The 12,770-nt window shown below is 44.3% G+C and carries 14 protein-coding genes and 1 rRNA gene; 3 read left to right on the forward strand and 12 right to left on the reverse strand.

The features are described 5' to 3' along the window. Positions 1 to 108, forward strand: a 5S ribosomal RNA gene (gene rrf, locus L2744_RS04770); the annotation flags it as partial. 371 nt (positions 109 to 479) lie between these two features. Here rrf and hemB read toward each other — a convergent pair. The 12 genes from hemB to rraA form a co-directional block, all read right to left on the reverse strand. Beyond that, entirely contained in the window at positions 480 to 1,487 is a 1,008-nt protein-coding gene (gene hemB / locus L2744_RS04775) for a porphobilinogen synthase (RefSeq protein ID WP_248990833.1), read from the reverse strand. Between the two features lie 9 nt (positions 1,488 to 1,496). Next, positions 1,497 to 3,374, reverse strand: coding sequence for a sensor domain-containing diguanylate cyclase (locus tag L2744_RS04780; protein WP_248990834.1), 1,878 nt, complete (start codon positions 3,372 to 3,374; stop codon positions 1,497 to 1,499). Continuing rightward, positions 3,367 to 4,170 (reverse strand): TatD family hydrolase, encoded by an 804-nt coding sequence (locus tag L2744_RS04785; protein WP_248990835.1) that lies wholly within the window; start codon positions 4,168 to 4,170, stop codon positions 3,367 to 3,369. The genes L2744_RS04780 and L2744_RS04785 overlap by 8 nt, the downstream gene beginning before the upstream one ends. After that, positions 4,170 to 4,688: a hypothetical protein gene (locus L2744_RS04790; RefSeq protein ID WP_248990836.1), complete on the reverse strand. Its 519-nt coding sequence runs from the start codon at positions 4,686 to 4,688 to the stop codon at positions 4,170 to 4,172. The genes L2744_RS04785 and L2744_RS04790 overlap by 1 nt, the downstream gene beginning before the upstream one ends. Before the next feature lie 46 nt (positions 4,689 to 4,734). Then, entirely contained in the window at positions 4,735 to 5,484 is a 750-nt protein-coding gene (tatC, locus tag L2744_RS04795) for a twin-arginine translocase subunit TatC (protein WP_248990837.1), read from the reverse strand. A 3-nt stretch (positions 5,485 to 5,487) separates the two neighbouring features. Beyond that, a complete protein-coding gene (gene tatB / locus L2744_RS04800) occupies positions 5,488 to 5,964 on the reverse strand; it encodes a Sec-independent protein translocase protein TatB (RefSeq protein ID WP_248990838.1) in 477 nt (158 codons plus the stop codon). 7 nt (positions 5,965 to 5,971) lie between these two features. Beyond that, positions 5,972 to 6,211, reverse strand: coding sequence for a Sec-independent protein translocase subunit TatA (gene tatA, locus L2744_RS04805; RefSeq protein ID WP_006083329.1), 240 nt, complete (start codon positions 6,209 to 6,211; stop codon positions 5,972 to 5,974). A gap of 59 nt (positions 6,212 to 6,270) precedes the next feature. Continuing rightward, the gene (gene ubiB, locus L2744_RS04810; RefSeq protein ID WP_248990839.1) at positions 6,271 to 7,920 is read right to left on the reverse strand and encodes a ubiquinone biosynthesis regulatory protein kinase UbiB; all 1,650 of its coding nucleotides are present in this window, start codon (positions 7,918 to 7,920) and stop codon (positions 6,271 to 6,273) included. Next, complete coding sequence (locus L2744_RS04815; protein WP_248990840.1) at positions 7,917 to 8,537, reverse strand: ubiquinone biosynthesis accessory factor UbiJ; 621 nt, start codon at positions 8,535 to 8,537, stop codon at positions 7,917 to 7,919. The genes ubiB and L2744_RS04815 overlap by 4 nt, the downstream gene beginning before the upstream one ends. Next, positions 8,537 to 9,292: a bifunctional demethylmenaquinone methyltransferase/2-methoxy-6-polyprenyl-1,4-benzoquinol methylase UbiE gene (gene ubiE / locus L2744_RS04820; RefSeq protein WP_248990841.1), complete on the reverse strand. Its 756-nt coding sequence runs from the start codon at positions 9,290 to 9,292 to the stop codon at positions 8,537 to 8,539. The genes L2744_RS04815 and ubiE overlap by 1 nt, the downstream gene beginning before the upstream one ends. A gap of 244 nt (positions 9,293 to 9,536) precedes the next feature. Then, positions 9,537 to 10,598 carry a formimidoylglutamase gene (locus L2744_RS04825; RefSeq protein ID WP_248990842.1) on the reverse strand — a complete coding sequence of 354 codons (1,062 nt, stop codon included), beginning with the start codon at positions 10,596 to 10,598 and terminating at the stop codon, positions 9,537 to 9,539. Between the two features lie 130 nt (positions 10,599 to 10,728). Next, on the reverse strand, positions 10,729 to 11,214 hold the full coding sequence (rraA, locus tag L2744_RS04830) for a ribonuclease E activity regulator RraA (protein WP_248990843.1): 486 nt from the start codon (positions 11,212 to 11,214) through the stop codon (positions 10,729 to 10,731). A gap of 324 nt (positions 11,215 to 11,538) precedes the next feature. Between rraA and L2744_RS04835 the strand changes: the two genes are divergently transcribed. Both L2744_RS04835 and L2744_RS04840 read left to right on the forward strand, forming a co-directional pair. Further along, entirely contained in the window at positions 11,539 to 11,787 is a 249-nt protein-coding gene (locus L2744_RS04835) for a uroporphyrinogen decarboxylase (RefSeq protein WP_248990844.1), read from the forward strand. A gap of 417 nt (positions 11,788 to 12,204) precedes the next feature. Beyond that, positions 12,205 to 12,717, forward strand: coding sequence for a phosphatase PAP2 family protein (locus L2744_RS04840; protein WP_248990845.1), 513 nt, complete (start codon positions 12,205 to 12,207; stop codon positions 12,715 to 12,717). The last annotated feature ends 53 nt before the right edge of the window (positions 12,718 to 12,770 follow it).

Genomic DNA, 12,770 nt, shown 5'->3' on the forward strand with positions numbered 1-12,770 from the left:
CAATAGCATTGTGGAACCACCTGATCCCATCCCGAACTCAGAAGTGAAACGCAAACGCGCCGATGGTAGTGTGGGGTCTCCCCATGTGAGAGTAGGTCATCGCCAAGCGCCCAAATAAACAAAAAGCCCTAGCCTAAACCGCTAGGGCTTTTTGTTTATGTGTAATGAAAGAACTATCTCGATGTGCTGCCATCCATACTATTCGTAGGGTAAATATTGCGTTATGGGCATGACTTTAGCTTTGCAGACCGTCGCTGAGTGCTTCATATTCTCAAAAGAGAGTCACAAAAGATGCAATCAAGTCAGCCCACTAAGTTGGCTTTGTGGTTTCAATATTTTGTACTTTTAGCTGGTCAATTAATTAAGTGTATTCACTCTATCATTGCTGTAGTTTTAAGTATTGCCCGTTAAAGTCGAAGTGGTTAGCGCAGATACAAAAAGAGCAGCCATATGGCTGCTCTTGCATTCTAGGCTTATGTCTAAGCTTCTTTAAGCCACTGAGCAGCACGTTTGGCGAAGTAGGTTAAGATACCGTCGGCGCCTGCACGCTTGAAGCAGAGTAGGGACTCCATCACGATTGCTTTTTCTGCTAACCAACCGTTTTGGATTGCAGCCATATGCATGGCGTATTCGCCACTGACTTGGTAAGCGAATGTTGGTACTGCAAGTTCAGTTTTAACGCGGTGAACTATATCTAAATAAGGCATGCCAGGTTTGACCATGACCATATCAGCGCCTTCCTGAATATCCAGTGCAACTTCGTGTAATGCTTCATCGCTGTTAGCGGGATCCATTTGGTAGCTGTGTTTATTGCCCCCTTTTAGATTGCCTGCTGAACCGACTGCATCACGGAATGGGCCATAGTAGCTTGAAGAGTACTTTGCCGAGTAAGCCATAATTTGGGTATTTACATAACCAGCCGCTTCTAGTGCTTGGCGTATTGCGCCAATACGACCGTCCATCATATCTGATGGTGCAATGATGTCTGCGCCTGCTTCGGCATGTGATAGTGCTTGCTTTACGAGGATTTCGGTAGTGATATCGTTAAGGATATAACCCGTTTCGTCTATGATGCCGTCTTGACCGTGTGTGGTGAATGGATCTAGTGCAACATCAGTCATTATGCCAAGCTCTGGGAATGCTTTTTTAAGTTCACGTACTGCCCGTTGTACTAAGGCGTCAGCATTGTAAGCTTCTTCGGCCATTAGGGATTTTTTCTCGGCGGGCGTGACAGGGAATAATGCGATAAGTGGAATACCTAACTCAACTAATTCTTCAGCTTCTTTTAGTAACAAGTCAATTGAATAACGCTCGATACCCGGCATTGAGGCAATTTTCTCACTGCGATTCGTGCCTTCAAGGATAAACATCGGATAAATCAAGTCATTGACTGTTAGATGATTTTCGGCCATCAATCGACGACTAAAATCATGTTTACGCATGCGGCGCATTCTGCGCAGTGGAAAAGCACTGGTAATGATATTCACATTTGACTCCTAATTAGGTTCTGCTTTTGCTGACGAATATAATTTCACTTGATTGCGCCCGCTATTTTTTGCTTGATAGAGCGCTTTATCAGCTTGTTCAAGTAATTCTGTACTGTGTTGATCGCTATCCACTATATCTGCGCTCACACCTATACTGACGGTGAGTGGAATGGGTTTTCCCTCCCACATTAAACCAATGGATGTCACTGCATCTCGAATAGTTTCAGCAACTTGAAGAGCACCGTCTGCCGTTGTATTGGGGAGGATGATAGCAAACTCTTCACCACCAAAACGTGATACTAGATCCGTTGGGCGTTTTAAGTTTTGTTGTAATGTTTGAGCAATAGTCTTTAATGCTTGATCTCCTGCTAAATGACCAAATTGATCGTTGATCAATTTAAATCTATCTATATCAAGCATTAGTAGCGCAATAGGTGTTTCTTGACGGCGACTGATCCGGCTTTCTGCGAGCAATCGTTTATCAAAGGCACTGCGGTTTTTAACACCAGTGAGACTGTCGATAGTACTTTGCTCTGTGAGTTTTTGGTTTACTTCGTGTAACTCTCTTAGCGTAATCTCAAGCTCCAAGGTGCGTTCTTGCACCATCTGCTCCAGCTTTTCATTCGTTTCAGCTTCTAGTTTTAGGGCCTCTTCTCGAGCACTACGAATTTTCTGAGCTTGCTTTAATGCTTCTTGCTGAATACGCAGTTTCGCTTTACGTTCGTCGTTATAACGGATAGCGAGCACGAGTGACATAAAGATGATCTCGAAGGTGAGTCCGAGCATAACTGGCGTCTGGGGTTTTACGTTTAAATCAATCACGTTCAGGTATAACAGACTGCTGATACAGGCGCCTGTTAGCATGCTGACCCAACCTATAGTGTAAAGTCTCGCAAGTTTATGGCCATTAATGGCTTGCATAATGGCGAGCACCATGAGGATGAGGCTAAGAATGGCAACTGAAATAATTTCGATATATAAGGCCGTGCCATAGTGGATAAATGGCAGTAATAGTCCAACTAGCAAGATGTACACAGCGCTGTAGCGGCAAATTAGCAGCATACGGCGATTGTAGTATTTGAGTTGCAGGATCTTCTCGGTAAACATCAATGCGAATGCCATAACTACAGGCAGTAGTATAGGTACCATAATTTGTTGCAACATGGGCCATTCTGGCCAAATAAACCGGAAAGCGAAGCCGTTAATAGTTGCGACGAGTAAAGTCATGCTAAGTACATAACCAGAATAGTAGCTATAGCTGAATGATCCTGAGGCCATAGCAATAAAAAGACTAAAAATGCCAATCGCAGCTAACACACCTAATTGAAACCCATGTTCAACGGCTGTCGATTCTGCTATCTGCGCTAAATCATTAGCAGACCAGAGATAGAGCGGAACAGTGGCGCTGCCTTCCGTTTCAATATGCAGATAAAAAGTGTGTTCTTCATTAGCACTGATTTTAAAAGGATATAGGAAAATATTACTGAGTAATGGCCGCTCAGAGTAGGGCTGGGTATCGCCCATATACACCACATTGAATAGTTTTTGATCAACGAGATGATATACAGTGACTTTATCTAACAAAGGATTATCTAGGGCTAAGATCCGTGAGAGGCTTACATCTGTACTATTCAAGCTGATGTTCAGCCAAAAGTTATGTCGGCTAAGTTTCTGAATATCTTTATTGGTAAAGTTACGCCATTCTTGTTTAGAAAGTTTTTGGATATCTGCAAGTTGCGTTGTCGAAGGATGGCTAACGAGTAGCCAAGGCGTTAAGCTCAATGGCGTTGGTGTATCTGCATCAATGTTGAGTAAAGCCGCAGAAGAAGGTGCTGACGTCAGCAGCAGCCAAATAAAGAATAATAGAAAGCCGCTTATTCTAATCATTATCTGGACTCAAATTAAAAAACGCTAAGCTATTTTTGTAGCAGTGTGCGGCAAATTCATCTGCATTTTCGCCCCGTAAATCGGCAATGTATTTTGCAATATAGGGCAGGTACTCAGGCTTGTTTTTGCTCGATTTAGGTTTTGGTCTCATACTTCTAGGTAGGAGATAAGGGCTGTCAGTTTCTATCAGTAAACGTTCTTGCGGGATAAAGGGGACGAGTAGTGCTAGCTCTTGGCCTCGTCTCTCGTCACAAACCCAGCCAGTAATGCCTAAGTGTAAATCGAGAGCGATATAGGCTTCCATTTGTGCACGGGTTCCTGTGAAGCAATGCAGTAATGCGCCAGTAAGCTGTGGCCTATATTCACGCAGGATAGCGATAAAATCCTCGTGGGCATCACGTTCGTGCATTAGCACGGGTATTTGCAGCTCAACTGCTAATTCTAGTTGGGCAATAAAAGCTTGGCGCTGGATGGGCCTAGGTGAGAAATCACGATTATAGTCTAAGCCACACTCACCGATAGCAACGACTTCTGGTGCTTGGCAAAGTTCCGCTTGTAGTGCGTTTGAATTGACATTCCAACCACTGGCATGGTGGGGATGCACACCGGCAGTGCAGTACAGTTTATTAGGGTATTGTTGACAAACGGCAAGGGCCGCAGCACTTTCGCTTAAATCGCTGCCAATAACAATTAACGGCGAAACCCCTTGGTTCGCCGCCGCTTGTATTATCGATGCTATATCTGGCTCGAGTGCGCTGCCAAGTAAATTGACAGCGATATCTATGTATGAGGCCATTATTTTAGGCGTTTCACCCGCACCTTGGCATTGCGATCATCACTACCCATTAAGAAAGAACCTAAAGCCGCTTTTTCAATATAGACAGTCGTGCCTTGCTTTAAGTTGTACTTACGGCCTTCGGTCTGTTTCCAGACTTGGCCATTCGTAAAGGTGACTTTAATCGCGCCGTAGGGATCTTCTGCAATAGACTCAACTTCGAAATAAATTTTATCAACAGTATTTTCTTTAGCACGTTTAGCTTCCATGCCGAAGTTATCTTCAGCGGTCACTATTGGAGCTTGAGGAGCGGTAGCCACCGCCGCGGCAGGAGCCGCAATTGCCGATGGATTTGGTACTGCCTGAGTGCCTACAATCGCTGTCGTAGAGATTTTTGCATTCGCGGCGAGGTTGTCATAGCAAACTAAACGATCAAGATTATCGGCTACTGCCGCACACTGAGTGAGTTGCTGTTCAATACTGGCACTTGCCTGCACTGACACCAGCATAATAGCAGCAGCCATAATAGTTAAGCGCATGAGAATCTTCCTTATTATTATATTTTCTCTAACGCCAGCGAAGACGTTAGTTATTCGTTTGTTCTTCGTCGTCCGATTCGTCGCTGGGCTTGCTGTAAAAACGTGCGGCGAATAAACCACCCTCAAACAATAACAGCATTGGTACGGCAAGCATAGTCTGCGAGATGACATCTGGTGGGGTTAATAACATACCAACAACAAAGGCGCCAACGACAATGTAGGGGCGTTTCTGCTTGAGGTCTTCTGGAGTTGTTACACCAGCCCAACAGAGTAAAACGACGGCGATGGGAATTTCGAAGGATAGGCCAAAGGCAAAGAAAAGTTTCAGAATAAAGTTAAGGTAACTGGTAATGTCCGTCGCAACTTGAACTCCCTCCGGCGCATTATTAGCAAAAAAGCCAAAAACAACAGGGAATACAATATAATAAGCAAAGGCAATACCGAGATAGAACAATACGGTACTGCTGAATAGGAGTGGCATAACTAAGCGTTTTTCATGTTTATATAAACCTGGTGCGACGAAGGACCAAATTTGAAATAACACATAGGGTACAGCCACAAAAAATGATAAAACGAGTGTTAGTTTGAAAGGGGCAAAAAATGGCGCAGCGACATCCGTCGCAATCATACTGCCACCAAGCGGTAAAGACTGCATTAAAGGTATTGCCATGTAATGGTAGATATCATTTGCCCAGTACACACTGCAAATGAACACCAATAACACACTAGCAATGGATTTTAGCAGCTTGGACCTAAGTTCAAGCAAATGGCTGATAAGTGGCTGCTGTTGCGACATGAATTATCCGTTGGCTTTCGGGTTAGAACTGGTATCCACGCCCTGAGATAGCTCACTGTGAGCGGCAGGAGACGCCGAATTTTGACTAGCCTCTAATGGGGTCGTCGGATTGGTCTGGCTCACTTGAGCTGGACTGTGAATTTGATTATCCGGTGCAGCCGTCCCTTGGGATGAAGAGTCTTGAACTTGATAAGGACGGTTTACAGATTGCGCCGCTTGTTTTAACTGTTCAATGGACTCTTTGAGTTCAGGCGAAAGATTAGATAACCCTTTGCTTTCAGCCTTTTTAAGATCGGCATGTAATTGCTCAATCTTTAGCTCCTGCTCAAGTTCTTCTTTGACCGAGTTGGCCATGCGTTTCATCGCGCGGATCCAACCTGTAACCGAACGTACCGCGACCGGCAAACGTTCGGGGCCAAGAACCACTAGCCCCAAAACACCGATCAGCAGCAGCTCCATAAAGCCGATACCGTCAAACATAATAGAGTTACGCCTGTTCTTTGTTAGACTCAGGTTTCTTTTCAGTCGCCTGTTGAGTTGTTTGCGCTGTTTTAGCCGCTTCGGTGTCTTCTAGTGCCTTTTTATCTTCTTCTGAAGACATGGCGTTCTTGAAGCCTTTAACCGCACCACCTAAATCACCACCCAAAGAGCGTAATTTCTTAGTTCCAAACAATAAGACAACGATTAACGCAACGATAAGAAGTTGCCAAATACTAATACCACCCATGAAGGTATCCTCTTAATTGATATCGGTTCTATTATGAACCCTTGATTAATTAGTGCTAGCTAAAATTTGCGATTCTTTGGCCTAGATCGCCATCCTATAAACCACAATATTATGCCTGAAGTAAGGCACACATAAGGGGTCCACAGTGTAGCGTCTTGGTTGAATAATAACGTGCCACAGATCAATAAAACTGCAGAAGTGATAAGCATGTAATTGCTTTTATGTGCCTGCTGTTGATATTTCAAATACTTATCTAACATTTGTTGCTGAGAACTCAGCAATTTCCTACCTAACTTAAGATTATCGTAAATTAGTTCGGGGAATTCTGGCAGCTTATCAGCCCAATATGGCAGTTTTGTGGATACTTTTTTAAACATAGCCTTAGGACCCACTTGCTCGGCCATCCACTGCTCTAAAAAGGGCTTCGCGGTTTGCCATAGATCCAATTGTGGATATAGCTGTCGTCCTAAACCCTCGATATAAAGTAAGGTTTTTTCCAGTAAGACTAGTTGCGGTTGTACTACGATATCGAAGCTGCGCGCAGTGCGAAACAGCTCTAATAGCACATGGCCGAAGGATATTTCATCAAGCGGTTTATTGAACATAGGTTCACATACCACTTTGATTGCCTGTTCAAAAGCTTGTAGATCGGTTTTTTCCGATACCCAACCAGATTCAATATAGAGCTGGGCGATCCTGTGGTAATCGCGATTAAAAAACGCGAGGAAGTTTTCAGCCAGATAACGCTTATCTACATCGCTAAGAGTGCCCATAATGCCGCAGTCTAGACCTATGTAATAGGGGTTTTCTGGGTGATCATAGGAAATAAAAATATTGCCGGGGTGCATATCGGCATGGAAAAAGTTATCGCGAAAGACTTGGGTGAAAAAGAGCTCAACTCCACGTTCTGCTAATAATTTAAAGTTAGTGCCTTGGGCTTTTAGGGCGGCAATGTCGGAGACTGGAATGCCGTAAATACGCTCCATAACCATTAGACGCGGATAGCAAAACTCTTCATAAACAAAGGGCACGTAGAGTGCATCTGAGTTGAGAAAGTTATTGCGTAACTTTATCGCGTTCAAGGCTTCAAGCTTTAGATTTAGCTCACCTAAAATGGTGACTCGATAATCTTCAATGACTTCAGCAGGGCGTAGTCGGTTGCCTTCACCGAGGAAATATTCAATCAGATTAGCGGTTTGGGACATCAACTGTAGATCGGCTAGAATTTTAGCTTCTACGTTGGGACGAAGCACTTTTAATACTACGGCTTTGCCATTTGATTTGAGAGTGGCGGTATGCACTTGGGAAATCGACGCCGAGGCTAGTGGTGTTTCATCAAAATAATCGAATAGGGATTCAATCGGTGCTTTTAATTCGGCTTCAATCGCTTTGCGAGCTAGCATGCCATCGAAGGGCGGGACTTTGTCCTGTAGCATAGCCAGTTCACTGGCCCATTCATCACTCAGTAAGTCGCGCCGGGTTGAGAGCATTTGACCGAGTTTAATATAAACGGGTCCAAGTTCCTGCATTGCCAGTTTTAAGCGTTCGCCACCGGGTTTGCTTTTATGTTTATTGCGGATCCAAAATAAGCTATTACGAGCGAGTTTAAAGTACCAAGGGGTCATCTTTGGCGGTAATACTTCATCTAACCCGTATTGAAGCAGGGTTTTTATGACGTGGTAACCGCGGCGGATACTGGTAAGGGTCATGGCTTAATTTGGTCTCTTAATTGGGTTATTCGCTGTTCAAGTGCGCGAGTCTCAGCAACTAAATCATCCATTTGATCGCGAAAATGGACTAACTCAATTTTGTGTGGTGCGAGGCGGTATTCTTCTAGCGCGAGTTGCCCTAAATGGGAACGTGTTTTACGTAATACATCGAGTGCAAAACTTTTAGCCTGGTGCCCTGAGCTAATAAGCTTATGTGTTGGACCATCACCTAAATAGCGCGATATTGGCTCAGCAAAGTCAAACTCTATACCACGTAAATATTGGCTAAAGCTTTGTAATAAATTGAGATCGCCCTCAAGCTTGAGCTTATCCTGCTTAATCAATTCGGTTAGGTTAGCGCCTTCAGTCACACGGTAAAGCGTTGTTGCATCTGCGTGCAGGCTGACATCGACATCACCCTCGTAGCGGCTTAGCACTTGGATCTCTTTGGCAAAGATCAAGTAAATTGGCCAGCTAAGCTGCGATAATTGGATACGAAATACTTTGCCATGCAGATGGCGTCGGTGCGAATAATCGCCACCCGCTTGGGCCTGAAGTTTTTTCAGGCCTGTTTCAATTGCGGCGCAGGCAAGTAACACAACTTCTTGCAGCATCATTAGAACTTATAACCACGGTGCAGTGCGACAATGCCGTCGGTCATGTTGGTGTAATCAACTTGCTCGAAGCCAGCATCTACCATCATTTGCTTCAGGGTATCTTGATCTGGGTGCATGCGAATCGATTCGGCCAGATACTCGTAGCTGTCAGCATCTTTAGTGATAAGTTCGCCCATCTTAGGTAAGACTTTGAAGCTATATAAATCATACACTTTTCGCATGATTTTATGCTGAGGCTTAGAAAACTCTAGCACTAATAACTTGCCACCGGGTTTAAGTACGCGGTTCATTGAACGCAGCGCCGCATCTTTGTCTGTTACGTTACGCAGCCCAAAGGCGATGGTAATGATATCGAAGTGATTATCGGGAAACGGTAGGGCTTCGGCATTCGCTTGCACATAACTGACATTGTTCACTATGCCCTTATCACGCAGCTTAGTGCGACCCACTTTCAGCATGGAGTCGTTAATATCGGCTAACACCACTTCCCCTTTTTCGCCCACTAGATGGGAGAATTTTGCGGTTAAGTCACCGGTGCCGCCAGCCAAGTCTAGTACTTTCATACCTGGGCGTGCGCCAGAAACCTCAATAGTGTGACGCTTCCAGAAGCGGTGGATGCCAAAGGACATCACGTCGTTCATAATGTCATATTTAGCGGCTACTGAATGAAACACGCCGGCAACGAGTTCGGCTTTTTTATCGGCCTCTACGGTTTTGTAACCAAAGTGGGTACTTTTAGATTCGCCCTCAGACATCAATGTGTTCCTATTGTTTTGCAATGTATTAATGCGAGTGTATGCCATCGCCTGCATTTGCTGAATCTTTGATCTATCACTCTGTGATCGAGCTAGTAAACTAACTTCAATGTATTTGTTTACATCACTTGGCATGGTACATCGAGTTAAATGCCTGCTAACCACATAAAATGGACAGGCATTAGACCACAATATCAAGATTTGGTGAATAGCTTAGCGTTTAGTTAGGCACAACCCGCATGTGTTATTGCGCCAAAAATTGTATGCGGCCTTGAACATAGGCGTAAATAAGTTCGCTTAGGCTTTGACCTACATCCCTAAATCCAGCTTCGATGCCAGCCTCGTGGCAGCTTGGTGCGGCTTCGGCTAAATGCAAATAAGCGCAAGGGCAGTGGTGGGCGATATAGTTGACATAATGCGCTGCATCAAGCAATGGAACCCCCGCAACGGTTGAAGCACTGCTGGGCATTTTTGCTATGGCGTCTACGTCGAGTTCTAAACCCACGGGGAAACCCGTTGCATTGAGTTTTTGCGCAATCTCAAGCAAGGCTTGCTCTAGGTTGATTTCACGGCGTACCCATATTTGTTGCAGGCTATGCCAACTGCCACCAAATTCAGTCAGTTGAGTTAAATTGGCCTCGCTGTTTTTCAGCTCGTGTAAACCCAGAACATGGTAATAGCCTAAGGCACCATGGTCAGCTGCATAGCTAAAACCATTGCCGCTGTGGCGCCCTTCGAGCAAACGGAAATCGGAATGGGGATCGAGATTTACTGCCGCAACTTGGCGCTGGTAATGGACTGCGGTTGCCATGAGTAAACCGTAGGCATTGTTATGGCCACCACCGATAAGAATTGGTTCTAATCCTGCGGTTAAAATTGCGCTAACAATGCGGATGACTCGTTGATCTAATTGCTCTACCGCACTACGTAGTTCATCAAGCATAATTTCAGTATTGCTTGCTGTTTGATGCAAGTTTTGTTGTAGATCAGCCGCATTGACTTGGCCTAACACTAAGCATTCGGTGCCAGAAAGGAAACGATTCGATTGCAAATTGAGCCATTGGCGCATACTCGTCGTGAAGGCGTCAGTGGCACCACCGCGGCCTAAATTGGCCCGCGGTCCTATATCTTCACCCACGCCAATAATTGCAAACTTAGCGCCATGAGCTTTGGCTGTGGTAAGAATCACATCTAAGGTATGTTCTTGATTCGCAGTATGTACACACTGGCCTAGCTTAGTTTCACCTGCCCTTGGGCTGACGAGCATAGCGACATCGGCATGAGTAAAAGGAATAAATTCGAGCATAGATGATCATTCTTATAGGGCCAAAGACGGCTTATTGTGACGTAGGCTAGGAGGGTTATTCAATGGTCATTGGGTAAATATAGATAATAAAAAAGCCAGCTTAGCTGGCTTTCATCAAATGGAACTTATACTACTCAATGTCGAGTGGTTCAGGCGATAAAATAATCCCTGTATTGTCGGCGTAGATATGATCGCCAGGGAGGAAAGTCACGCCGCCAAAATTGACCGGAATTTCGACTTCACCTACCGAGTTTCCATCTGCACCGACAGGGATAGAGGCAAGGGCTTGAATGCCAATATCTAACTCTTCCAATGCATCCACATCACGAACAGAACCGTAAACGATAATGCCTTCCCAATTATTGCCCACCGCAAGATCTGCGATTGCCGCATCAATAAGCGCGCGGCGCAATGAGCCACCACCATCGACGAGTAAGACTTTACCTTGACCATCCTCTTGTAAGACTTCGGTAATCAGGCCGTTGTCTTCAAAGCACTTAATGGTGCTAATAGAACCGCCAAAAGAGCTACAACCACCGTAGTTACTGAACATGGGCTCGACTACATCTACGACATCTAAGTACATGTCACATAGTTCTGAGGTGTTGTATTCCATATTTACACTCCTATTGATCCGCGTTGCGTACAGTTTAGCGAGTTTACGCCAGTATAAAAGGGATTATTAAAAAGAAAAGTGTTATCAATCACGGTATTGTTGCCATTAGCTCGTTAACACTTAAGTAGTAAATTTTCTTCACCTAATCGAAATTTGTGCCTAAAACTTGATGTTAGTCATTAAATAACGGTTTTTTATTACAACTCTGTTGCGCCATTTGGTATTATATCCCAAGTTTGAATTAACTTACTTAACTTAATTTGCTTTAGGGGCACGGACCCCCCGTTATGCTTATGGACGGTAGAGGGCCTTCAAGAGGTGCCTATGGAAGCTGTGAATACGATTGAAATTATTGGTTATTTTGCCTCAGTTATGGTGGCAATATCTCTTATGATGAAAAATATCATCTGGTTGAGATGGTTGAACTTTGTGGGGTGTGGACTGTTTGTTGTTTATGGTGTGTTTATTTCAGCTTGGCCAGTGGCCGGGATGAATGCGTTTGTTGCCTGTATTAACATTTATCATCTCACTAAGATTTACCGCGCTAAGGCAAATTCAGAAGCCATAGTCTAAGTTCTGCTTAGTTGTGTTGTTCTAAGGTTGAGGTATTTCAACTTAGAACAACACCATCTCTTAGCTTTACACCCGCTTTTCTGCTGTTTTTATCAACAAATCACTGCAAATCTTTTATTTCAAAGTCTAAGCCGCAATTCTTGTCATAAAACTTTAGGCTAGATGTCACTGAGGCGTCATAGCTATTTTTTAGTCTGGTGTTATCAAACTCGTGCTTGAGTCGGTGTTATACGAGTATTTAAGCAACATGAGCATTTAAAACCATCAGTCTTCAAAACAAAGAGTCGATCAACGAATTCGATCGTTAGAGTGAAGGGCATGCACAGATAACCCCCTTTTAACGCTAAAGTTGTCGAGAGAATGCGCAGATTAACATCGCAGTAAAACTCGCTGGTATGCCAGCAAGGAGCCTGTTTTATGTTGAGTTACATTGCAGACTTAGATAAGCGAATGTTTTGCCATATTGTTGTTTTTACCCAACGCCATGGCCTTTATGTCTATGCCAAGCGAGTATCCGCGAGTGGAGATGGGCATTTGTACTTGTATTTGTCAGTGGGGTTGATGTTGACTCATGCCCAAGGACAAGCTTTATTCAATCTTATGTTGGCGAGTTTTTTGGTTGAGTTACCTTTGTATTTGCTATTAAAAAACAGTATTCGCCGAACTCGTCCATGTCATGCCTTAGTGGGATTTGAAAGTGGCTTTGAGCCATCTGATCGTTTTAGCCTGCCATCGGGTCATACGGCAGCGGCTTTTATCATGGCAACGAGTGTGGCGCAGATTTATCCCTTTGCCGCTCCTGTTGCGTATTTATGGGCGCTAGGTGTCAGTGGTTCACGTGTTGCTTTAGGTGTGCATTACCCCTTAGACATCATTGCGGGAGCCTCATTAGGGACGGGGGCTGTATTGCTAGTTCATCAACTGATTTAGCTTAAATCCTCTCAAATGATTCACTTCATTTTATTACCGACATTTTTCTTATT

It is taken from the genome of Shewanella profunda (assembly GCF_023283765.1).
In the GTDB taxonomy this organism is placed as follows: domain Bacteria; phylum Pseudomonadota; class Gammaproteobacteria; order Enterobacterales; family Shewanellaceae; genus Shewanella; species Shewanella profunda.